Source organism: Curtobacterium sp. GD1, assembly GCF_020882855.1.
In the GTDB taxonomy this organism is placed as follows: Bacteria; Actinomycetota; Actinomycetes; order Actinomycetales; family Microbacteriaceae; genus Curtobacterium.
Window position 1 is genome coordinate 1 of the sequence record NZ_JAFEVQ010000043.1, and the last position, 21,509, is coordinate 21,509.

General features: G+C 71.8%; 24 protein-coding genes. 15 read left to right on the forward strand and 9 right to left on the reverse strand.

The genetic code is table 11. From position 1 onward, the window contains the following. Window positions 1-37 precede the first annotated feature (37 nt). A complete protein-coding gene (locus JSX79_RS16925; protein WP_374475735.1) occupies window positions 38-1,228 on the forward strand; it encodes a dihydrolipoamide acetyltransferase family protein in 1,191 nt (396 codons plus the stop codon). Here the strand turns inward: JSX79_RS16925 and JSX79_RS16930 are convergent. Both JSX79_RS16930 and JSX79_RS16935 read right to left on the reverse strand, forming a co-directional pair. Next, on the reverse strand, window positions 1,225-2,055 hold the full coding sequence (locus tag JSX79_RS16930) for a hypothetical protein (RefSeq protein ID WP_229087253.1): 831 nt from the start codon (window positions 2,053-2,055) through the stop codon (window positions 1,225-1,227). The two genes, JSX79_RS16925 and JSX79_RS16930, sit on opposite strands and share 4 nt — an antisense overlap. Beyond that, window positions 2,052-3,110: a type IV toxin-antitoxin system AbiEi family antitoxin gene (locus JSX79_RS16935; protein ID WP_229087254.1), complete on the reverse strand. Its 1,059-nt coding sequence runs from the start codon at window positions 3,108-3,110 to the stop codon at window positions 2,052-2,054. The genes JSX79_RS16930 and JSX79_RS16935 overlap by 4 nt, the downstream gene beginning before the upstream one ends. A 113-nt stretch (window positions 3,111-3,223) precedes the next feature. On the opposite strand from JSX79_RS16935, the gene JSX79_RS16940 reads away from it, so the two are divergent. Beyond that, window positions 3,224-3,799, forward strand: coding sequence for a GNAT family N-acetyltransferase (locus JSX79_RS16940; RefSeq protein ID WP_083295102.1), 576 nt, complete (start codon window positions 3,224-3,226; stop codon window positions 3,797-3,799). Between the two features lie 41 nt (window positions 3,800-3,840). Here JSX79_RS16940 and JSX79_RS16945 read toward each other — a convergent pair whose 3' ends face one another. The 5 genes from JSX79_RS16945 to JSX79_RS16965 form a co-directional block, all read right to left on the reverse strand. Further along, window positions 3,841-4,002, reverse strand: coding sequence for a hypothetical protein (locus JSX79_RS16945; RefSeq protein WP_156794786.1), 162 nt, complete (start codon window positions 4,000-4,002; stop codon window positions 3,841-3,843). Beyond that, window positions 3,999-5,279 carry an esterase family protein gene (locus JSX79_RS16950; RefSeq protein WP_229087255.1) on the reverse strand — a complete coding sequence of 427 codons (1,281 nt, stop codon included), beginning with the start codon at window positions 5,277-5,279 and terminating at the stop codon, window positions 3,999-4,001. The genes JSX79_RS16945 and JSX79_RS16950 overlap by 4 nt, the downstream gene beginning before the upstream one ends. After that, window positions 5,276-7,315, reverse strand: coding sequence for a bifunctional lysylphosphatidylglycerol flippase/synthetase MprF (locus tag JSX79_RS18785; RefSeq protein ID WP_229087256.1), 2,040 nt, complete (start codon window positions 7,313-7,315; stop codon window positions 5,276-5,278). The genes JSX79_RS16950 and JSX79_RS18785 overlap by 4 nt, the downstream gene beginning before the upstream one ends. Before the next feature lie 97 nt (window positions 7,316-7,412). Then, window positions 7,413-8,615, reverse strand: a complete 1,203-nt coding sequence (locus tag JSX79_RS16960) for a sensor histidine kinase (protein WP_229087257.1) — start codon at window positions 8,613-8,615, stop codon at window positions 7,413-7,415. Further along, window positions 8,608-9,231 carry a response regulator transcription factor gene (locus tag JSX79_RS16965; protein WP_217637367.1) on the reverse strand — a complete coding sequence of 208 codons (624 nt, stop codon included), beginning with the start codon at window positions 9,229-9,231 and terminating at the stop codon, window positions 8,608-8,610. Before JSX79_RS16965 ends, JSX79_RS16960 begins: the two co-directional genes overlap by 8 nt. A 115-nt stretch (window positions 9,232-9,346) precedes the next feature. Here JSX79_RS16965 and JSX79_RS16970 point away from each other — a divergent pair, with 115 nt between their 5' ends. Next, window positions 9,347-10,087: a GntR family transcriptional regulator gene (locus JSX79_RS16970; protein WP_070417150.1), complete on the forward strand. Its 741-nt coding sequence runs from the start codon at window positions 9,347-9,349 to the stop codon at window positions 10,085-10,087. A 93-nt stretch (window positions 10,088-10,180) separates the two neighbouring features. Here JSX79_RS16970 and JSX79_RS16975 read toward each other — a convergent pair whose 3' ends face one another. Together JSX79_RS16975 and JSX79_RS16980 are read right to left on the reverse strand one after the other, a co-directional pair. Next, the gene (locus JSX79_RS16975; protein ID WP_229087259.1) at window positions 10,181-10,633 is read right to left on the reverse strand and encodes a glucose PTS transporter subunit IIA; all 453 of its coding nucleotides are present in this window, start codon (window positions 10,631-10,633) and stop codon (window positions 10,181-10,183) included. Then, on the reverse strand, window positions 10,630-10,866 hold the full coding sequence (locus JSX79_RS16980; protein ID WP_022907163.1) for a PTS transporter subunit EIIB: 237 nt from the start codon (window positions 10,864-10,866) through the stop codon (window positions 10,630-10,632). Before JSX79_RS16980 ends, JSX79_RS16975 begins: the two co-directional genes overlap by 4 nt. Window positions 10,867-11,044: 178 nt before the next feature. On the opposite strand from JSX79_RS16980, the gene JSX79_RS16985 reads away from it, so the two are divergent. The 12 genes from JSX79_RS16985 to JSX79_RS17040 all read left to right on the forward strand — a co-directional run bounded on the left by JSX79_RS16985 (window position 11,045) and on the right by JSX79_RS17040 (window position 21,418). Next, window positions 11,045-12,310: a PTS transporter subunit EIIC gene (locus tag JSX79_RS16985; RefSeq protein WP_070417148.1), complete on the forward strand. Its 1,266-nt coding sequence runs from the start codon at window positions 11,045-11,047 to the stop codon at window positions 12,308-12,310. 115 nt (window positions 12,311-12,425) lie between these two features. Continuing rightward, entirely contained in the window at window positions 12,426-13,337 is a 912-nt protein-coding gene (locus JSX79_RS16990; protein ID WP_071303397.1) for a metal ABC transporter solute-binding protein, Zn/Mn family, read from the forward strand. Continuing rightward, window positions 13,334-14,215, forward strand: coding sequence for a metal ABC transporter ATP-binding protein (locus JSX79_RS16995; RefSeq protein WP_092384778.1), 882 nt, complete (start codon window positions 13,334-13,336; stop codon window positions 14,213-14,215). The genes JSX79_RS16990 and JSX79_RS16995 overlap by 4 nt, the downstream gene beginning before the upstream one ends. Continuing rightward, on the forward strand, window positions 14,215-15,162 hold the full coding sequence (locus tag JSX79_RS17000) for a metal ABC transporter permease (protein ID WP_071303398.1): 948 nt from the start codon (window positions 14,215-14,217) through the stop codon (window positions 15,160-15,162). The genes JSX79_RS16995 and JSX79_RS17000 overlap by 1 nt, the downstream gene beginning before the upstream one ends. After that, window positions 15,159-15,572, forward strand: coding sequence for a Fur family transcriptional regulator (locus tag JSX79_RS17005; protein ID WP_070417146.1), 414 nt, complete (start codon window positions 15,159-15,161; stop codon window positions 15,570-15,572). The genes JSX79_RS17000 and JSX79_RS17005 overlap by 4 nt, the downstream gene beginning before the upstream one ends. Before the next feature lie 10 nt (window positions 15,573-15,582). After that, window positions 15,583-16,278 (forward strand): alpha/beta fold hydrolase, encoded by a 696-nt coding sequence (locus JSX79_RS17010; RefSeq protein ID WP_229087261.1) that lies wholly within the window; start codon window positions 15,583-15,585, stop codon window positions 16,276-16,278. Window positions 16,279-16,707: 429 nt separating this feature from the next. After that, window positions 16,708-16,944 carry a 50S ribosomal protein L28 gene (gene rpmB / locus JSX79_RS17015; protein WP_022903747.1) on the forward strand — a complete coding sequence of 79 codons (237 nt, stop codon included), beginning with the start codon at window positions 16,708-16,710 and terminating at the stop codon, window positions 16,942-16,944. Next, window positions 16,944-17,114, forward strand: coding sequence for a 50S ribosomal protein L33 (rpmG, locus tag JSX79_RS17020; protein WP_022908193.1), 171 nt, complete (start codon window positions 16,944-16,946; stop codon window positions 17,112-17,114). The genes rpmB and rpmG overlap by 1 nt, the downstream gene beginning before the upstream one ends. 2 nt (window positions 17,115-17,116) lie before the next feature. Next, window positions 17,117-17,422: a 30S ribosomal protein S14 gene (gene rpsN / locus JSX79_RS17025; protein WP_070417144.1), complete on the forward strand. Its 306-nt coding sequence runs from the start codon at window positions 17,117-17,119 to the stop codon at window positions 17,420-17,422. A 288-nt stretch (window positions 17,423-17,710) separates the two neighbouring features. After that, entirely contained in the window at window positions 17,711-17,998 is a 288-nt protein-coding gene (locus JSX79_RS17030; RefSeq protein WP_022908191.1) for an HU family DNA-binding protein, read from the forward strand. Window positions 17,999-18,164: 166 nt separating this feature from the next. Beyond that, a complete protein-coding gene (locus JSX79_RS17035) occupies window positions 18,165-20,099 on the forward strand; it encodes a cytochrome c oxidase assembly protein (RefSeq protein WP_229087262.1) in 1,935 nt (644 codons plus the stop codon). Then, a complete protein-coding gene (locus tag JSX79_RS17040; RefSeq protein WP_070417142.1) occupies window positions 20,096-21,418 on the forward strand; it encodes an ATP-dependent RecD-like DNA helicase in 1,323 nt (440 codons plus the stop codon). The genes JSX79_RS17035 and JSX79_RS17040 overlap by 4 nt, the downstream gene beginning before the upstream one ends. The last annotated feature ends 91 nt before the right edge of the window (window positions 21,419-21,509 follow it).

Sequence of the window (21,509 nt, forward strand, 5' to 3'; positions counted from 1 at the left end):
GGTCACGCAGACCCCCGCCGCACCCGCGCCGGTCAGCGTGCCGACCCCGCCGCGGGCCGCGGCGCCGGCGCCCGCTCCCGCGCAGCCCGCAGTCGCGCCCGCCCAGCCGGTCGCCGTCGACGCCTCCGTCGTCGGCACGGACGAGTCCTCCGGTGCCGTCCTCGTCGGCTACGGCTCCGCGACCTCGTCGCCGTCCCGCCGGAAGCCGGGCGCCCGCCGGGCCGCAGCGCTCGCGGCCGAGGCGAGCCGCGCCTCCAGTGCCGACGCCGCTGCAGCGGCCGAAGCCGCCACCGACCCCGGCGAGGAGACCACCGCCGAGGCGATCTCCGCCCTCGGGTCCGGCTCCGCGCGCAAGCACGGCGTGGCGACGAACGTCCTCGCGAAGCCCCCGATCCGGAAGCTCGCGAAGGACCTCGGCGTCGAGCTGAGCGAGATCGTCGCGACCGGCCTCGCGGGCGAGGTCACCCGCGACGACGTCATCCGGCACGCGAAGCAGGCCAGCGTCTTCCGCAACATCGAGACGCCCGAGTGGGGCGACGTCCGCAGCGAGACGATCCCGGTCAAGGGCGTCCGCAAGGCCATCGCGACCGCGATGACCACGTCGGCGTTCACCGCACCGCACGTCTCGCTGTTCGTCGACGTGGACGCCACCCGCACGATGGAGTTCGTCAAGCGGCTGAAGTCCTCGCCGACGTTCGCGGGCGTGAAGGTGTCGCCGCTGCTCCTCGTGGCGAAGGCCGTGATCTGGGCGGTCCGCCGCAACCGTTCGGTGAACTCCACCTGGACCGACCGCGAGATCATCGTCCACCACTTCGTGAACCTCGGCATCGCCGCGGCCACCCCGCGCGGCCTCATCGTGCCGAACATCAAGGACGCGCAGGACATGTCCCTGCTCGAGCTCGCCCAGGCCCTCGAGCAGCTCACCCTGACCGCCCGCGACGGCAAGACCACGCCGGCGCAGATGGCGAACGGCACGGTCTCCATCACGAACATCGGCGTGTTCGGCATGGACACCGGCACCCCGATCCTCAACCCGGGCGAGGTCGCGATCGTGGCGATGGGCACGATCAAGCCGAAGCCGTGGGTCGTCGACGGCGAGGTCCGGTCGCGCATGGTGACGACGATCGGCGCCTCATTCGACCACCGGGTCGTCGACGGCGACGTGGCGTCGCGCTTCGTGCACGACGTGGCATCGGTGCTCGAGGAGCCGGCGCTGCTGCTCGACTAGCCGTCACGCTCCTCGGCAGCGCGCAACAGGCCCGCTCGGAACATCCGCACGGCCAGGACCGCGTCGAGCGCGAGCGCGTCGTGGTCGCGTTGGTCGCCCGCGGCGATCGAAGCGCTCGCGAACACGACCGCACCGATGCTGGCCGCTGTCTCGAACGAGGCGCATGCTCCCAACACGGCGCCGAACCGATCGCGGTCGACACCTGCGTCGAGCACCGCTGTGACGGCGTTCGCAGCGCGATCGGCGTCCATCCTCGCTGCGTTCACCAGCACCCACGCGAAGTCGTACAGGTCCTTCTCCGCGCCCCGCCAGTACGCGGCGGCACCTTTCGCCGACAGGTAGCCCCCGATGTCGGTCATCCGTACCGGGTGGCCGTGCACGACGGCATCGTGCGCATCGCGGAGTGCGGGTCCTGGTCCGCGGAGGTTCTTCGCGCCGAGGACGGATGCACCCGGCAGGGCGATCTCACGGTCGAGGTTGTCGGCGACGTCGGCGAGGAACTCCACGAGCACGGGGTGACCGCGGACCTCGGCGACCCATCGCCACCCGACGTTCGGTGACGCGGGGACGAAGCCGGCAGCGACGAGCGCACGCTCCAGCCAGCCGTAGTCGTGCTCGTCTCGGTCGTACTCCAACCCGAGGTCGAGCAGGAGATCGACGTCGTTGGTTCCCTGGTGCGGATCCGTGGTCTCGACGAGGTACTCGGGAACGAGGCCGCCGATGAGGACCAGTTCGGTCGATCTGGGACCGGCTGCCCGGAGGAGTGCGGCGAGCGCCTCCTCAGCGAGCGCCCGCGCGGCGTGGTTTCGCGACGCGTCGGCGCTCACGGCAGGTTCCCCAGCGCGGAGTCACGGATGATGTCCGCGGCTTCCCGCTCCCGCTCCGACCCGGTCAGGAGATCGGCGTAGATGCGGGCCGGGGAGGCGATCCGGACGTCCGCGGCGACCCGCGTCGTGTTCGCGATCGCGCGCGGTGCCACCGCGACCCGGACCTGCCCCGTCGGAGCAGGCAGCATGCCCGCCCGCTCGCCGAGGTCGCGGATGTGGTCGTCGTCCGCATCGACCACGTACGCGCTCACGCTCCTCGCCCCGGTGAGGAACGGACGGAGACGCTCGCTGCCCGAAGCGCCGGTGAGGACGAGGTCCGTCCCGAACGTCGTGAGCAAGACCCGCTCGACCCTCGCGGGGTCGCGGTCGAGGGTGTGGAAGGAGATCCAGTTCCGTGGCTGTCGGCGACTCCACTCCGACCACGAGTCGAGCATGCCCGACCCGTCGACGAGCACACGACTCCTCGGTTCCGGTCCGGGTCCGGTCCATCCGTTCTGGTCGAAGCCCCTCAGGGCGTTCGAGACCGAACCGAGCGATCGGTCTGAGAGCGTCGCGAGGCTCTCCACCTCGGGGACCCGTGTCCGTCCGTCGCCCCACCGACTGCCGTCCGCCACGATCGCGAACAACGCCTCCGCGACGTCCGCCCGCGCAGCTGACCAGCGGAACCCGACCTCCTCGGCGACGAGACCGGGAGTCGGAGCTCGCTCCACCCAGACGGTCCCGATGTGCAGGGACGCCGACCCGTCGAGTGCGACCCAGGACGCACCGACGGCTTCGATGACCCGTCGTGACCCTTCGGAGACGGACTGCGCGAAGACGACCTCGTGATGTGCGTCGACCCCGGCGTCTGCCGACGGGGACAGCGGCTCGTTCTCGAACGCCCGGGCGACGTCCCGTGGGAACCCTGCTCCGGCCCAGCGCATCACGAGTGCCACCTCGGAGCCGTCGGGGAGCACCGCCACCGGAGCGACCCCGTCACGCGAGATGATGTCGATCGACCCTGGAGGCAGTGCGCGCCGAAGCGCCTGCACGAGGGTCTTTTCAGTGATCGGCATATTTTCACTGTACAGTGAAATAGACGTCTTGGCTGAAAATCCCTGCTTGCGGACTCCCGCATTCGTCGCGTGGTGTTCACACGGATGTCGGTGGGCGGCGGGATGATCGAGACATGGTCCACCAGCTCCTGATGCCCTCGCAGGAGATCCGAACGGATCGCCTCCTGCTCACCCCGCTCTCACCGGCGGACATCGACGACGTGCACGCGGTCTTCTCCGACGCCCGGACGTGGACCCACCTCCCCGCGGGACGGCACGCGGTGCGGGCCTCGACGGTCGACCTCGTCCAGCGCAAGATCGGTGGTCGGGCACGACACGGGCTCGGCTCGTGGGCGGTCCGCGCCGCGGCCGACCACGCGTTCCTCGGTGTCGGCGGCGTGGACATGACCGCGGCCGGGGTGTGGAACCTCGGCTACCGGTTGGCACCGGCGGCGTGGGGCAACGGCTACGCGACGGAGATCGCGCTCGCTGCGGTGGCTGCCGCGGCGGACGTCGCTCCCGACGTCGCCGTCACCGGGCGGGTGCTGACGAACAACCCTGCCTCGGCGGCCGTGCTGGACCGCGCGGGGCTGCAGCTCGTGTGGCAGGGCTCGACGTCGTCGACGCTGCCGGACGGTGTCGAGCGGCAGGTCTGGGCGGACCGGGCGCTCTCGCGGACGCAGCGGGCCTGGCTCGTCGCGAACGCCTGACCCGCACCGGCAAGGAGCCCGACGGCCCCGAGCCGCACCGGTCAGGAGCCCAACGGCCCCGAGCCGTCGTCCCCGGTCGCGAGTGCAGCAGCACCCACGCAGAGCAGCAGGAGCACGGCGGCGACCGGCGCCACGGCGACCGGCCCCACCGTCAGCAGCAGCACCGCGACGAGGGCGACCACCGCCAGCACGACGGGCCTCACCCGAGGGCCCCGAACAGGGTGTCGGCCTCGTGCGGCAGCTCCGTGCGCAGCGACCACTGCACGGTGTTCCAGTCGTGCCCGCTCCCGGGCGCGAACGCGACCTCGGTGTCCGCGCCGGCCGTCCGGGCCGCACTGCCGAGTTCCCGGGCGTTCCGACTGAACTGGTGGTCGGCGGACCCGGCCGTGAGCCAGAGCGCGTGACCACCGAGCCCGTTCGCCCGCATCTGCGCGATCGGGGCGGCGGCCTTCCAGCGGGCCACCGACCCACCGAACGCCTGGTCGGCACTGTGCCGTGGGTTCTGGTCGATCGGCTGCAGTTCGCTGGAGATCGCCAAGGCGGCGCCGAACGACCCCGGGTGGGCGGTGACGAACTGCATCGCGCAGGTCGCCCCCTGCGAGAACCCGACGAGGCCCCAGGCGTGCCGGTCCGGCGTCGCGGGGAGGTGTGCGGCGATCCAGGCGGGCACGTCCTCGGTGACGTAGGTCGCGGACTTCCCGAGCGTCGAGTCGACGCACATCGGGTTCCGACCGGGAGCCGACAGCTGGTCGACGGACACGACGATCGGGGCCGATCCGTGGTGTGCGGCCGCGTAGGCGTCGAGCACGGTCCCCATCTGCCCGGCGGTGAACATGTCGCTCGGCGCCCCGGGCTGCCCGGCGAACGCGAGGACGACCGGCAGGCGTGCCGGGTCCCGGACGAGCGCGGCCGGCGGCAGGTAGACGACGGCGGGGCGGGCCGGGAAGCCGGAGCGGGTCCCGGGGATGTCCACCGTCCGGACCTCGCCGTGCGCCGGGAGCGCCGCTGCCGGAGCCGCGTGCAGGTCGAGCGCCGGGTACGGGTCGCTCTGCACCACGGTGCCGAGGGTCGGGTACTTGGCGAACTCGACGTTGACCCCGAGTGCGGGGACGAGCAGCGCCGCCGGGACGAGCACGGCGGCGAGCACCCGGCGTCCGCGACCGCCCTGCACGATGCCGGTGACCGCCAGGGCGAGTGCGGCGGTGGCGATCGCGACCCACATCCGCGTGACTGGACTCAGGGCGACGCCGAACAGGTTCAGGACGTCGCTCAGGACCCAGCAGACGAGGAGCACGGCGACGGCGGCCCCGACGGCGACCACGGCGCGCAGCCGGACGGCACGCCAGGCGGACCCGGACCGGGTGTGCCGGAGACCGGGAATCAGCACCGCGACGGCGAGCACCGCGAACGCTATGTCCACCGGGACGAGCTTCGACGGCGCCTGCAGCTGGGTGGCGAGCAGCCACTCGGTCGGACTCACGAGCGCGCCGCACCCGCGGCACGGGCCTCGGCCACCGCTCGGGCGTCCGCCACCGCACGGTGCGCCTGCCGGAGCGCCCACAGGTGCTTCGGCCGCAGGCCCGGCACGTACGCCGACGCCAGGGCCCGGGCGACCCGCGGCACGTGCAACGGCGTCGGGACGACCAACCACAGGGGCTCGTGCCGCGCGCCGAACTTCTCCTTGAAGCGTTGCAGCGACCGGAACCCGTACACCGGCTCGAGCACGCGGGCGAGGAGCGCCGACCCACGGACGACCAGCGACCGGGCCCCGGCGTGGGCGGCCAGCGGCGTGCCGGAGAGGCTGATCGTGGTGAGGCCGGCCTCGCGGGCACGGAGCGCCGTCCGGGCGATGAGGAACTCCATCACCCCGGGCATCCCGTCGTCGCCGCGGCGCATGACGTCGAGCGTGTAGCCGGTCAGCGCTCCCCGCTCGTGGACGGGCAGCCAGCTCGTGACCGCGGTGACGTGCCCGTCGGCGTCGACGGCGAGCATGAGCCGGACGTCCGGGTCGTCGAGCTCGCGGAACCCGCCGAGCGTGAAGCCCATCTCCGGCAGACGACGATCGGCGGCCCACCGCGTGCAGATCGCCTCGACCTCGGCACGACGGCCGGCGTCGAGCGCGTCGAGGGTGGTCCACTCGTCGCGGACGCCCTCGCGGTCGGCCCGGTTCGACGCGGTCCGGAGGTCCTGCCGCTTCTTGCCGCGCAGGTCGAACGTCGTCACGTCGAGCACGCACTCGACCCCCACCGGCAGCGCGGTCCACCCCTCCGCGCCGAGGATGGCGCGGACCGGCTCGTGGACGCTCGTGAAGGCGGGCACCCAGCCGTTGCGCTCGCAGAACGCGGTGAAGCCGGCGAGGACATCGGCGCGGTCGGCGGTGGCGCACGCCGGGTCCGAGACGGCGAGGGCGACCTCGCCGCGCACCCGGTAGGCCACGGCGCCGCGTCCGTCCGGGTGGGTCCAGGTCGCGTTCCCGCGCCAGGTCCCCATGTGCCCGAGGGTCCCGGCGTCGCCGTCGCGGAGCATCTCGACGAGGTCGTCACGGCGTGCACCGGCGGCCCGGAACCGCGCCCGGACGAGCCGCGGTCGGAGGAGGAGCACGGCGAGCAGCACGGCGGCTGGGACGATCCACGCGCCGAGCAGGGTGACCTGCCACTCGATCGCGTCGAGCCCGAGCCCCTGCCACTGCACCGCGTCGTCCTTGACCGGCTCGATGAGGAAGACGTCGGCGAGCACGACCGTGAGCGTCAGGAGCACGCCGATCGCCAGCGCGATGCCCGTCCGGCGACCGCGGTGCACGAGCCAGGCGGCCAGGAGCAGCAGCACGCCGACGACGACCACGGAACGGTCCGGCATCGCGTCGGCGAACGGCGAGAGCACGCCGTCCGGGTCCGGCACGATCGGGGTCACCAGGGTGCCGGCACCGAGCGCGATGAGGGCGCTCACCACGACCGTCCGTGCGGTGACGCGGGTGGTGCGGCTCTGGGGCCTGGAGGCGCGGCGCACGATCCACGCGCCGGCTACGGTCCCGAGCAAGGTCGCCAGGGCGCGGGCCAGGTCCGACCCGTGGCCCGCGAAGAGCACGAGGGTCAGCACCACGGTCCAGAGGGCGGCGCGCGTCCGCCAGCGGCGCTGCGCGGGCATCGCCGCCGACGCGGCCCCGAGCAACGCGGCGGCGACGACGGAGGGGGCGAAGAGCGGCTGTCCGACGGCGAACTCGGCGTGTGCCTCGCCCAGCGCCGAACCGATCGTGACGGTGAGGAGGGTCGCGAGGACCCCGAGCAGCGGCGCGCCGACCCCGATCACGAGGGTCCGGATCGATCCGAGGGAGCGCTCGGCGAGGACGGTCGTCAGGACCACCGCCACGAGGGCGAGGCACGCGACGGGCGGGTGGTGCGGGAAGTCCGGCTCGGAGTGCGCCATCCGTGCGGTCACGACGAGCGCGACCGCGACCACCGCCACGGCGACGGAGACAGGGGATCGACGGAGTCGTCCGAGGAGCGCTGCTGGTGCCACGGTCCCATCCCAGCCGATCGCCCCCGCCGGGGCATCGCTCCACGGCGTGAACCGCGATGGCCGATCGGCCAGGACGGGCTGGCTCCGAGGATGACCGTCAGACCGCCCGAGCAGCCGGCACGTGCTCCACCGGCAGCCGCAGGTGCAGTGCGAACCCGTCGTCCGGCTGCGGGCCCGACTCCATGCTCCCGCCGAGGAGCGACGCCCGCTCCCCGAGCCCGATCAGCCCGAGCCCGGACCCCGGCAGTTCGAGCCGTTCGGAACGCGCCGGGCCGTTCACCACGTCGACGAGCACCTGCTCGCCGTGGATCCGCCCGCTGACCCGGACGGTGGCGTCGGGGGCGTGCTTGCGGACGTTCGTCAGCCCCTCCTGCACGAACCGGTAGACCGCACGCTGGAGCGGCTGGGCGAGGGTGTCCGGCAGGTCGACGGTCGTGCTCGTCTCGAGGCCGCTCTCGGCGATGAGCCGGGGGAGGTCGGTGAGCACCGGCTGGGGAGCGATCTCGCGGTCGGTGCCGCCGGAGGCGCGGAGCACCTGCACCATCTCGCGGAGCTCCTGCAGGGTGATCACGCACAGCTGCCGGATCGTCCGGGCGAACCCGCGCTCGGCCTCGTCGCGGCCGGCCATCTGCATCGCGCCGGCCTGTACCGCGATCAGGGTCACCTGGTGCGAGACGACGTCGTGCATCTCCCGCGCGAGCAGCGCCCGCTCGCGGGACAGGGCGACGGCCGCGGCCTGCCGGCGTTCGTCCTCGCGGGCACGGCGGGACTCGACGAGCTGGTCGGTCAGCCGCGCACGGGTCTGCACGAGCAGCCCGACGGCGAGCGGTCCGAGCGCGAAGATGAGCGCGTAGACGACGGAGACGACGATCTCGTCGAGGGTCTGCGGTGGCCCGACGAACCCGCTGAAGCCGACGAACTGCACCAGCGCGGCGAGGAGCATCAGCCACCGGCGGCTCGTGCGCTCCCCGAGGGTGAACAGCGCCACGCTCGCCGCCACCACCGCGGAACCGACGAACAACCCGGGCACCGTCAGGGCGAACGCGAGCACGGGGAAGCGACGACGGAGCAACAGGGCGGCCGCCGCGAGCAGCGACAACCACGTCTCGAGGGCGGTCGCTCCGGAGATGTCGAGCACGGCGTCCGCGACGGCGGCGGCGATGAACAGGGCGTCGACCAGCCACCACGGTGCACGGTGGGTGCGCGCCCACCGCAGGCCGACGTCGACGAGGCGGTCGAGCCTCCCGTCGGTCGCCGCGAGCACCCGCCGGACGCGCCCCGACCGCTGCGTGTCAGCCATCCAGGAGTCCCGCCTCGGCCGCGCGCAGCGCGAGCTGGACGCGCGTCGGGACGCCGAACGCGGCGAGCAGCGACCGGATGTCCTCCTTGACGGTCCCGGTGCTCACGCCGAGCCGTCGGCCGATGTCCGGGTTGCTGACGCCGTCCGCGACCAGCCGGAGCACCGCGTGCTCGCGCTCGCTGACGGACGGCGCGGGGGCTGCCGGACGTGCCGCGAACAGCCGGGTCCGGTCGACGCCCGGTGCCAGGACGACCCCGCCGCGGGCGAGGACCCGGACGTACTCGGCGAGGCCCTCGGGGTCGGTGTCCTTGAGCAGGAAGCCGGCGGCGCCGAGCTCCATCGCCCGGCCGACGTACTCGTCGGTGTCGAAGGTCGTGAGCATCGCGACCGCCGGTGGTTCGGGGAAGGCCTGCAGCTCGCGGAGGACCTCGAGGCCGTTCACCCGCGGCATCCGCACGTCGAGGAGCACGACGTCGGGCGCGTGCGACCGGATGACCTGCACGGCGTCCACGTCCCCGGTGGTGGCGACGACGTCGATGTCCGGCGCGGCGCCGAGGATCAGCTCGAAGCCGTAGCGGACGAGCGTCTCGTCGTCGACGATCACCACGGTTGTCACGCGCGTCATCTTGTCATGCACGTTGGCGTTCCGAGGGGGACTCGCTACTGTGGCAGGCACTGGTCATGTCCGCGCATGACCACCCGCACGACCAGCGACGGAGCACGAGGACCGCATGACGAGCCGGATCACCGAGGGTGCCGAACCGAAGCACCAGCAGCTGCGGCGCATCCTCCTCGAGCTCGCCACGGTCCGGCTCGCACCCGGGGCGGCGATCCCCTCGGAACGCCAGCTCATCGCCGAGTACGGGGTGTCCCGGATCACCGTGCGCGAGGCCCTCGGCCAGCTCGTGAACGAGGGCTACCTCGAACGCGTGCGCGGCAAGGGCACCTTCGTGGCGCACCGCCCCGTGCAGTCGACGCTGCACCTGGCGTCCTTCACCGAGGAGATGCGGGCGATGGGGCACGTGCCGACGACCGTCGTGCTCGTGCGCGAGGAGCGGGTCCCGCCGTCCGACACCGCCGCGGCCCTGCGACTCGACCCCGACGTCGCGGCCTTCCACGTGAAGCGCCTGCGCATGGCCGACGGGGCGCCGGTGTCGATCGACGACGCCTGGCTCGTCGCGGACGCGTTCCCCGGGTTGCTCGAACACGACCTGTCCGGGTCGGTCTACTCGATCATCGCGACCGAGTACGGCACGCCGATCGACCGCGCGCAGCAGACCGTCGCGGCGAACCCGGCGGCGGACGACGTGGCGACGCTGCTCGGCACGAAGACCGGGGCGCCGCTGCTGGAGTTCGACCGGGTGTCGTACGCGGGGGAGCGCCCCGTCGAACACACGCGGAGCTGGTACCGCTCGGACCGGTACCGGGTGCAGATGGAGGTCACGGCGACGGCGGCGCACGCGGTCGCGTAGCCGCTCGCCGAGACTCGGCCCGGCGGACACATTTGCGACCGATCGGGCCCGAAAGTGTCCGCGGAGCCGAGTCTCGCGGCAGGGTGTCGCGTGCTACGCCTCGAACAGGGTGTCGCCGTCGCGCACCGTGGTGCCGACCGTGTCCTGCGCGATCGAGTCCGGCGCGGAGCCGAGCACGACGACCGGGCAGATCGGCGAGTAGCCGGCGGCCGAGATCACCGAGGGGGTGAACCGGACGACCGGGTCGCCCGCGACGACGGTGTCACCCTCGGCCGCGACGAGCTCGAAGCCCTCGCCCGAGAGCTTCACGGTGTCGATGCCCACGTGCACGAGCACGTCGGTGCCCGCGGCACCCTGCAACGCGAACGCGTGCGGGTGCAGCTTCACGATCGTGCCGTCGACCGGCGCGACCGCCGTGACGGCACCCTCGACCCCGGTCGGGTCCACCGCGACGCCGGCGCCGACGAGCTGCCCGGCGAACACCGGGTCCGGCACGTCGGCGAGCGAGACGACCGGGCCCTGGAACGGGGTCCGGACGGCGGTCACAGCTCGTCCTGGATGTCCTGCGCGAGGTTGTCGGCGATCGGGCCGACGATGACCTGCCAGCCCGTACCGCCACCGACGACGGCCTGCGCGCCGGCGGCCTTCAGTGCGTCCTTGTCGACGAGGTCCCCGTCCTCGACCTCGACGCGCAGGCGCGTGATGCAGCCCTCGACCTCGTCGATGTTCTCGGCGCCACCCAGCGCGGCGATGATGTCAGCGGCCTTGATGTCAGCCATCGTTTCCTCCTCGTTACGAAAACGCGTGCCGGGTTGACAGGCGTGTGGTCGCGGTTCAGACTACGGAACTGGTCATGACCGGACAGGACCGGACCTGGCGACACCGCCGAGGTTACCTGCGCTGACTGTACGACTCAACTCACCCCGACAGCTCCACCCAACGACGAGAGGACCTCCGATGAGCACCACCACTGCCACGGATGTGCCGGAGAAGAAGACCCCGAAGAAGCAGTCGCGCGTCTTCGCCAACGCCCAGCGCCTCGGCCGGAGCCTGCTCCTGCCGATCGCGGTCATGCCGGCAGCGGGCATCCTGCTCCGCCTCGGCCAGGCCGACATGCTCGGAGCGATCCCCGGCTTCGAGAAGGGCGCGACGATCATCGCCGCCGCCGGCAACGGTGTCTTCACCTGGCTGCCGCTGCTCTTCGCCGTCGGCATCGCGATCGGCTGGGCGAAGAAGTCGGACGGCACCACGGCACTCGCCGCGGTCGTCGGCTACATGGTCATGTACCAGGTGTTCGCGGCCATGTCCCCGATCGTGCTCGACGGGGTGAAGGACGCGAACGGCAACCAGGCCACGATCAACTTCGGTGTCCTCGGCGGCATCGTGATGGGGCTCGTGTCGGCGTTCCTGTGGGAGAAGTTCCACCGGACGAAGATGCCCGACTTCCTCGGCTTCTTCTCCGGGCGCCGCCTGGTGCCGATCCTCACCGCGGTCGCCGGTCTCCTCATCGCCGTCGTGATGTCGTTCTTCTACCGGTACTTCGACATCGCCCTGACCGCTGCCGGCCAGGCCGTGGCGGACAACGCCGTCATCGGCGGTGGCATCTTCGGGTTCGTCAACCGCATGCTCATCCCGATCGGGCTGCACCAGCTGCTGAACTTCTTCCCGTGGTTCCAGCTCGGCAGCTTCACCACCGGCGGCACGACCTACCACGGTGACATCGCCCGGTTCCTCGCCGGCGACCCGACCGCCGGCATCTTCCAGACCGGCTTCTTCCCGATCATGATGTTCGCCCTGCCGGCCGGTGCTCTGGCGATCTGGCGCAACGCCAAGCCGCAGAACCGCAAGCTCGTCGGCGGCATCATGCTCTCGGCCGCGCTCACCTCGTTCGTGACCGGCATCACCGAGCCCCTCGAGTACTCGTTCATGTTCGTCGCGTTCCCGCTCTACATCATCCACGCGGTCCTCACGGGTACCTCGCTGGCGCTGGTGAACGCGCTCGGGATCCACGACGGCTTCTCGTTCTCGGCCGGCGCGATCGACTTCGTGCTGAACTTCGGCAAGGCGGACGGGGCCATCTGGCTCATCCCGATCGGCCTCGGCTACGCGGTGATCTACTACTTCCTGTTCAGTTTCGTGATCAAGAAGTGGAACCTCCGCACGCCAGGGCGTGAGGACGACACGATCGCGGAGAACACGATCGAGGCGGCCACGAAGCCGTAGTCGTCACCACCTGACGGACTGGAGGCGCGGTGCCGGCTGGCACCGCGCCTCCCGTCCGTGATCCGGCTGATACTGGTTTTGACAACCGTTATCAACTAGCCCTACGCTCGTCGACATGCACAACCGTCTCCTCGCCCTGCCGCTCGTCGTCGGCGCCGCCGCGCTCGCCCTGACGGGCTGCGCGACGTCCTCCGCCTCCGGCGACGCCTCGGGCGACGGCACCGTCCGGGTCGTCGCCTCCACCAACGTCTACGGCTCGATCGTCGAGGCGATCGGCGGCGACCACGTCTCCGTCACGAGCATCCTGGACGACCCGTCGCAGGACCCCCACTCGTTCGAGTCGAGCGCCACGACACAGCTCGCGGTGTCCAAGGCCGACCTCCTCATCGAGAACGGCGGCGGGTACGACGACTTCATGACGACCCTCGCCGACGCGTCCAGCACGAAGGCGGACACGATCAACGTCGTCGAGCTCTCCGGTCTCGACAAGGGTGGCGACGCCGAGTTCAACGAGCACGTGTTCTACAGCTACCCGACGATGGTGAAGCTCGCCGACGACGTGGCGAAGCGCCTCGGCGACCTCGACCAGGCGGACGCGGACACCTTCACGAAGAACGCCGACGCGCTGACGACGAAGCTCGAGGGGCTCGAGGCGAAGACGGCCGAGCTCGAGAAGACGTACGGCGGCGAGAAGGTCGCGTACACCGAGCCGGTCCCGGGGTACCTCTTCGACGCGATCGGCCTCGACAACGTCACGCCGGACGCCTTCTCCGAGGCGATCGAGGAAGGCGACGACGTGCCGCCGGCGGCGCTCAACGACACGCTCAAGCTGTTCACGAACAAGACCGTGAAGCTCCTCGCCTACAACGACCAGACCTCCAGCCCGGAGACGGAGGAGGTCAAGAAGGCCGCCGACGAGAACGGTGTCCCGGTCGTCGGTGTCACGGAGACGCTCCCGAAGGGGGAGGATTACGTCTCGTGGCAGCAGGCGAACATCGACCAGGTGCAGGCGGCGCTCCAGAAGTGACGACCGTCTCCCACCCGACGACCGAGCGGACCGCCACTGCCCCGGGCAGTGGCGGTTCCGCCGTGCTCGAACTCCGCGACGCCGGGCTGTCGTACGGCTCCCGTGCACTCTGGTCGCACCTCGACCTCGACCTGGCGCCGGGCGAGTTCGTCGCGGTGCTCGGGCCGAACGGGGCGGGCAAGACCTCGCTCCTCCGCACGGTCCTCGGGCAGCAGCGGCTGACGAGCGGCACGATGTCGTTCCTCGGCCAGCCCGTCCGGCGCGGGCACCGCAAGATCGGGTACATCCCGCAGCAGCGCCTGATGGACGCGGGGACCCCGCTCCGGGCGCGGGACATGATCGCGCAGGGCGTGACCGGCTCCCGGTGGGGCATCAAGCCCGCGAGCCGTGCCGAACGGTCCCGGGTCGATCGCATCCTCGACGAGGTCGGGGCCACCGCGTTCGCGGACGCCCCGGTCGCCGAGCTGTCCGGCGGCGAGCAGCAGCGCACCCGCGTCGGACAGGCCATCGCCGCCGACCCCGCGTTGCTTCTCTGCGACGAGCCGCTCATCTCGCTCGACCTCCGGCACCAGCGCGGCGTCACCGAGCTCATCGACCGGCAGCGTCGGCAGCAGGACGCCGCCGTGCTGTTCGTCACCCACGACGTGAACCCGATCCTCGACGTCGTCGACCGGGTGCTGTACATCGCCGGCGGGCGGTTCCGGATCGGATCCCCCGACGAGGTCCTCCGCACGGACGTGCTCTCCGACCTGTACGGCACCCCCGTCGACGTCGTCCGCACGATGGGGCGGATCGTCATCGTGGGCGCGAACGACGCGCACGACCACCACTGCGACGCGGACCCGAACGCCGTGACGCCGGACGACGGGCGGATCTGATGGACATCTGGTCGCAGGTCTTCTCCTTCCAGGACTACGGCGAGCTCGTCGTGCTCGTGCAGAACTCGATCTGGGCCGGCGCGGTGCTCGGCATCGTCGGCGGGCTCATCGGGCCGTTCGTCGTCGCCCGGAACATGCCCTTCGCCGTGCACGGCATCTCGGAGCTCTCGTTCGCGGGCGCCTCGGCATCGCTGCTGCTCGGGGTGAACGTGGTGACCGGGTCGCTCGTCGGGTCGGTGATCGCGGCGCTGCTCATCGGGCTGCTCGGGTCGAGGGCGCGGGACCGCAACTCGATCATCGCCGTACTCATGCCGTTCGGCCTCGGCCTCGGCATCCTCTGCCTCGCGCTCTACAAGGGCCGCGCCGCGAACAAGTTCGGCCTGCTCACCGGGCAGATCGTCTCGGTCGACAACCCGCAGCTGACGTTCCTCGTCGTCGTCGCGGCGATCGTCGTCGTGACGCTGCTCGTGATCTGGCGCCCGCTGATGTTCTCGTCGGTCGACCCCGACGTGGCCGCCGCCGCCGGGGTGCCGGTCCGGACGCTGGCGCTCGTGTTCATGCTCGTGCTCGGACTCGCGACCGCGGTGTCGGTGCAGATCGTCGGCGCGCTGCTCGTGCTCTCGCTGCTCGTCACCCCCGCGGCCGCTGCCCTGCGCCTCAGCTCCCACCCGGTCGTCGTCCCGGTCCTGTCGACGGTGTTCGCCGTCGTCTCGGTCGTCGGCGGCATCCTGCTCGCCCTCGGCGGGGGGCTCCCCATCAGCCCGTACGTCACGACGATCTCGTTCGTGATCTGGGTGGTCTGCCGGATCGTCGGCGGACGCAAGGACAAGCGTGGACGCGACCGGATCGTGCGCCGCGACCAGCGTGACGGAGGCGCACCGCGCCTCCAGGCCGACGATGCGGACCACCGGTCCGCCGCCGGCCGGAAGGAAGGAGCGACCGCATGAACGCCGTGCAGAAGCCGAAGCGGAACACGTGGCAGCGCGAAGCGGTGCGCACCGCGTTGTCCAGCACCGAGGGGTTCGTCAGCGCGCAGGCGTTGCACCAGCACCTGCGGGACGACGGCTCCACGATCGGACTCGCGACCGTCTACCGGGCGCTCTCCGACCTGGCGACCGAGGGCGACGCCGACTCGCTGCAGCAGGACGGCGAGTCGCTGTACCGCGCGTGCACGACCGACGCGCACCACCACCACCTGATCTGCCGGAACTGCGGCCGCACGGTCGAGATCGAGGCGGACCCGGTGGAGCGGTGGGCGCAGGAGGTCGCGGCGGCGAACGGGTTCACGAACGCCAGCCACGTGGTGGACATCTTCGGGGAGTGCGCGTCCTGCACGGCCGCGCGCACCGGCGCGTAGTCTCCGCGTCATGCACGTGATCCTGGTGCCCGGCTTCTGGCTCGACGCGAGCGCCTGGGACGAGGTGGCCCCGGTGCTCCGAGCAGCGGGCCACTCGGTCGAGGCGGTCACCCGCGACGGCGACACGCTCGACGAGCAGGTGGCCGCCCTGGTCGAGCTGCTCGACGACGTCGCGACGCCGGACGAGCCCGTGGTGCTGGCGGGACACTCCGGCGCGGGGCCGATCGCGTACATGGCGGCCGACCAGCGGCCCTCGCTCGTCGCGCACCTGCTCTACGTCGACACCTTCCCGGGGCCCGAGGGCGGCTGCGTCAACGACGAGCTGCCCGTGGTGGACGGAGTCGTGCCGCTGCCCTCGTGGGACGTGTGGGAGCCGGCGACCGTGCGGGGGATGACACCGGCACTGCGGTCGGAGTTCGAGCACCGCGCGATCCCGGAGCCCGCTGCGGTGCCGTCCGACCGGTTCCACTACGCCGACGCCGCGCGGCACACGATCCCGGCGACGGTGATCACGTGCGAGATCCCGGCGGCGGACCTCGCGACGATGGTGGCCGACCACCAGGCTTGGGCAGCGGAGCTCGTGGCGACGGAGGAGCTTGCGATCCTGGGGCTCGAGACGGGGCACTGGCCGATGTTCACGGCGCCGCGGGAGCTCGGCGAGCTCATGGTGCAGGCGCTGGCGCCGCGGCCGGCCGAGGCGCCGTAGCGCGCGCGGGCGCCCGGGGCGCCCGCGCGCCGGCGCGCTCGCCCGTAGCGCGCCGCGCTCACTTGGTGAGCAGAAGGTGTCGGGTGGCCGACCGTGACCCGACCATTTCTGCTCACGAACGCGCCCGCCGGAGCTGCGGCGCGCCTCCAGGGCGACCCACGCAGCTGCGACAGTTTGCGACACGCCCGGTCGTCGCGTACGCTTGACCCTTGGTTCTCCGCGTCCGCGCGGCGAGCCCAGTTGTTCCAAGCCCTCCGACCGTCGCGTACGCCGCGGTCGCGCGGTGTCCACGGCCCCTTCGACAGGGATCGCGGGCCTGGGCGGTGCGCACAACCCCCTCGCTCCGTCGCTCGGCGACGCAGCGCGTGCGCGCCAGGCAAGTGACCTTGGGTGCGGCCGTCCGGTCGCACGGTACCTCAGGAGGAAACCATGGCAGCAGTGTGCCAGGTGACCGGAGCCACCCCCGGCTTCGGACACAACATCTCGCACTCGCACCGCCGGACGAAGCGTCGCTTCGACCCGAACGTGCAGAAGAAGACGTACTACGTGCCCTCGCTTCGTCGTAACGTCACGCTCACGCTCAGCGCGAAGGGCATCAAGGTGATCGACGCACGCGGCATCGAGTCCGTCGTCAAGGATCTCCTCGCCCGTGGGGAGAAGATCTGATGGCCAAGAAGGGTCAGGACGTTCGTCCGATCATCAAGCTCCGCTCCACGGCGGGCACCGGGTTCACCTACGTGACCAAGAAGAACCGTCGCAACAACCCGGACCGCCTCGTGCTCAAGAAGTACGACCCGGTGATCCGCAAGCACGTCGACTTCCGTGAGGAGCGCTAAGCATGGCGAAGAAGAGCAAGATCGCGAAGAACAACCAGCGCGCCGAGATCATCGCGCGCTACGCCGAGCGTCGTCTCGAGCTGAAGAAGGCCCTCGTGGACCCGAACGGCTCCGACGAGTCGCGTGAGGCCGCCCGCGTCGGCCTGCAGAAGCTCCCGCGCGACGCGTCGCCGGTCCGCTACCGCAACCGCGACGCCATCGACGGTCGCCCCCGTGGCCACCTCGGTGAGTTCGGCATCAGCCGTGTCCGCTTCCGCGACATGGCCCACCGTGGCGAGCTGCCGGGCATCACGAAGAGCTCCTGGTAAGCACCAGCTTCCGCGGACGCCCCGTCACCCCAGTGGTGGCGGGGCGTTCGCCGTTCCCGGGCCGTTTCGGGGGACATCTTCGTCACATCGGTCACTTCCGCCCCTCCAGTACCCCGACAACCCCGGAAATCCGGGCGAGTCGGCAGGTTTCGTCCCTGGTGGCTGGTACGTTCGACTCCGGTTCCGCAGGGTCTCGCGCCCACCGGCACCGTGGCACGGAGCACCCGCTCCGGGCGCCGGACGAGAAGTCGTCCGACCGATACTGCAAGAAGTCCGAGGAGGACATCCATGGCTGACAAGTCCCTGAACCGCACCGAGCTCGTCGCTGCCGTCGCCGCTGAGTCCGGCCAGAGCCAGGCCACCGTCAACGGCGTCGTCGACGCGCTCTTCTCCGTCGTCTCCGGCTCGGTCGCCGACGGCACCAAGGTCACGATCCCCGGGTGGATCGCCTTCGAGAAGACCCACCGTGCCGCCCGCACCGGCCGCAACCCGCAGACCGGCGAGGCCATCGAGATCGCCGCGAGCGACTCGGTCAAGGTCAGCGCCGGCTCGAAGCTCAAGGCTGCCGTCAAGTAAGACTGCTCCCGCGCCACGAAAGGGACGGCTTCGGCCGTCCCTTTCGTCGTTCCCGGCCTGCGATGGGTCCGTGGTCGGTCCTCCACATCCAGGAGGCGCGGATCGCCCTCCACAGGTCGCCCCGCTCGATTCCGTGGCCGGGTGGGGCAGCGCCTAGGCTTGACGGGTGAATCGGATCGCGCGCATCGCCGGCCCCGCCGTGCTGCTGCTCGTCGGGTTCGTGTCACTCCTCGTCGCCCTCGTCATCGGGGGCGGCGCGAACGCCGCGCTCATCGCCGACCCCGGCGCCGTCGTCCGGTTCGGCTTGCCGATCGCCCGACTGGTGGTGGACCTCTCCGCCGCGGCCGCGATCGGTGGTCTCGCACTCGCGACCGTCGGGCTGTCGCGCACCGCGCCCGAGTGGAACCGCGCGATCGACGCGGCCGCCGGTGCGGCGGGCGTCTGGACCGTGTCGTCGGCCGTGACGACGTTCTTCACCTTCCTCAGCGTCGCCGGCTCGAGGATCAGCATCGACGAGCAGTTCGGGCAGTCGATGGGGGTGTTCCTCACGGGGACGGACCTCGGCCTCGCGTGGCTCGTCACCGTCCTCGTCGCCGCGGCCGTCACGGTGCTGTGCTTCGCCGTGCGCTCCCGCGGGATGGTCGCACTGACCGCGGCCGTCGCGATGATCGGGCTCGTCCCGCTCGCCCAGCAGGGGCACGCCGCGGGCACGGCGAGCCACGACGCGGCCGTCACCGCACTCGGGCTGCACCTGGTCGGCGCCGCACTCTGGGTCGGCGGACTCGTGATGCTCGTGCTGTTGCGCCCGGTGATCGACGGCGATCGCCTGGCCGTCGTCGTCGGGCGCTACTCGAGCATCGCACTCGGGTGCTTCGTGCTCGTCGCCGTGTCCGGTGTGGCCTCGGCGCAGATCCGGGTCGGGGCGCTCTCGAACCTCTTCACCGCGTACGGGGTCCTGGTGCTCGTGAAGATCGCGGCCATCGTCGCGATGGGTGTGCTCGGGGTCGTGCAGCGTCGACGGGCGATCCGCGCGCTCGGCACCGCCCCCGAGCGCCGCCGTCCGTTCTGGTTCCTGATCGTGGCGGAGCTCGCCGTGATGGGCGTCGCCAGCGGGTTCGCCGCGGCACTCGGCCGCACCGCGACCCCCGTCGACCAGGTCGCGCTGAGCAAGACCACGAACCCGTCGCCGGCCGAGTTGCTGACCGACGACGCCCTGCCGCACGCTCCGGGTGCCTGGGGATGGCTGACGGCGTGGAACATCGACCTGTTCTGGCTGATGGCCGCTGTCCTGCTCGCAGCGACCTACACCGCCGGCATCGTCCGCCTGCGTCGCGCCGGTGTGCGCTGGCCCGTGCGTCGGACGGTCGCCGCCGGCATCGCGATCGTGTCGCTCGTCGTCGCGACGTCGGGCTCGCTGCACACCTACGACCGCTTCCTCGTGTCCGCCAACGTCGGGTCGCACGTGCTCCTCGGGCTCGTCGTGCCGGCGCTCGTCTGGGCGTCGGCACCCGTGCAGCTCATCCGTGCCGCCGTCCACGCCCGCGACGACGGCAGCACCGGTGTCCGCGAGTGGACGGGCGTCCTGGTCGACAACCAGGCGGTGCGGTACCTCGTGCAGCCGTTCCCGGCGTTCCTGTTCCTGGCGGCGGCGTGGTGGGCGTTCTTCGTGACCGACGCACTCCGGTGGTCGGTCAGCGACTCGACGGGCCGCACCGTGATCGACGTCGGGTTCCTGCTCGTCGGGCTCCTCGCCGTCCCCACCCTGCTCACGCCGATCGCGGTCGGTGCCCGGCGCGCTTCGATGCCCGCGGCGCTCGTCCGGATCGCCGGGGCGGTCGTCGTCGCGGCGGGCCTGGTGTCGCTCGGCATCGCGATGCGCGGGCCGCTCGGGCTCCTGCAGGCGTCGTGGTTCGGTGCGATGGGCCGGACGTGGGGACCGGATCCGCTCGTCGACCAGGCCCGCGCGGGCGCGCTGCTCGTGGTCGCCGGTGTCGCCGTCGTCGTGACCGTCGTCGTGGTGGTGCTGGTCCGGGTGCGCCGCGCCGTGGCGGAGCCCGCCGTCGACGGACCGCGCAGCGACGACCGGGTGGCGACCCGATGAGCGTCGAGCTCAGTGCCGAGCAGCGGGCCGTCTTCGAGTACATCGAGCACACCCGCGACCACGTGTTCATCACCGGGCGTGCAGGGACGGGCAAGTCGACGCTCCTGAACCACCTGTCGTGGAACACCGAGAAGCAGGTCGTGATCTGCGCGCCGACCGGTGTCGCGGCGCTGAACGTCGGTGGGCAGACGATCCACTCGCTCTTCCGCCTGCCGATCGGGCTCATCGCCGACGCCGAACTCCGGCAGGGGCCGGACACCCGCAAGCTCCTCAACACGATCGACACCCTCGTGATCGACGAGGTCTCGATGGTGAACGCCGACCTCCTCGACGCCATGGACCGCTCGCTGCGCAAGGCCCGCGGGCGCCAGTTCGAGGCGTTCGGCGGCGTGCAGGTGGTCATGTTCGGCGACCCGTACCAGCTGCCGCCGGTGCCGGGCGACGGGGACGAGCGCGCGTACTTCACCGACCACTACCGCTCGATGTGGTTCTTCGACGCCAAGGTCTGGCTCGAGGCGGAGCTCAACATCGTCGAGCTCGCGACCGTCCACCGGCAGCGCGACGACGCCTTCGCCGCGATGCTGACGGCCGTGCGGCACGGGCGCGTGACGGCCGACGTCGCCGGGCAGCTCAACGCGGCGGGCGCCCGGCCCGCGCCGGACGACGCGATCACCCTGGCGACCCGGAACGACACCGTGGCACGCATCAACAAGGCCGCGCTCGACCGGCTGCCCGGCAAGGTGCGGACCGCGCGGGCCGACGTCAACGGCGACTTCGGTGGACGGAACTTCCCGGCGGACGAAGCCCTCGAGCTGAAGCCCGGCGCGCACGTGATGTTCCTGCGCAACGACCCCGACCAGCGTTGGGTGAACGGCACCCTCGGGGTCGTGCAGACGATCCGCGACACCGTGTGGGTGGACGTCGACGGGGAGTCGTTCGAGGTCCAGCCGTCGGTGTGGGAGAAGTTCAAGTACTCCTACGACGCCGACAAGAAGGAACTCAAGAAGGACACCGTCGGCGAGTTCCAGCAGTTCCCGCTCCGGCTCGCCTGGGCGGTGACGATCCACAAGTCGCAGGGCAGCACCTACGACCGGGCGGTGGTCGACCTCGGCAACCGGGTGTTCAGCGCCGGGCAGACGTACGTGGCGCTGTCACGGCTGACCTCGCTCGAGGGGCTGTACCTCACGCGTCCGCTGCGGCCGCAGGACATCATCGTGGACCTCGACGTCCGGCGGTTCATGTCCGAGGCGCCCCGGGTGGTGGCGACGGAGCTCGAGGCGGCTCCCGCTCCCGCCCCGGACGCCGACGACGGCGACTGACCCGCCCCCGCGCGACGGCCCGGACGCACGAGGGCCCGGGCGTGCGACGGCCCGGGCCCTCGTGCGTCCGGGCCGTCGCGCGGGGGCGGGT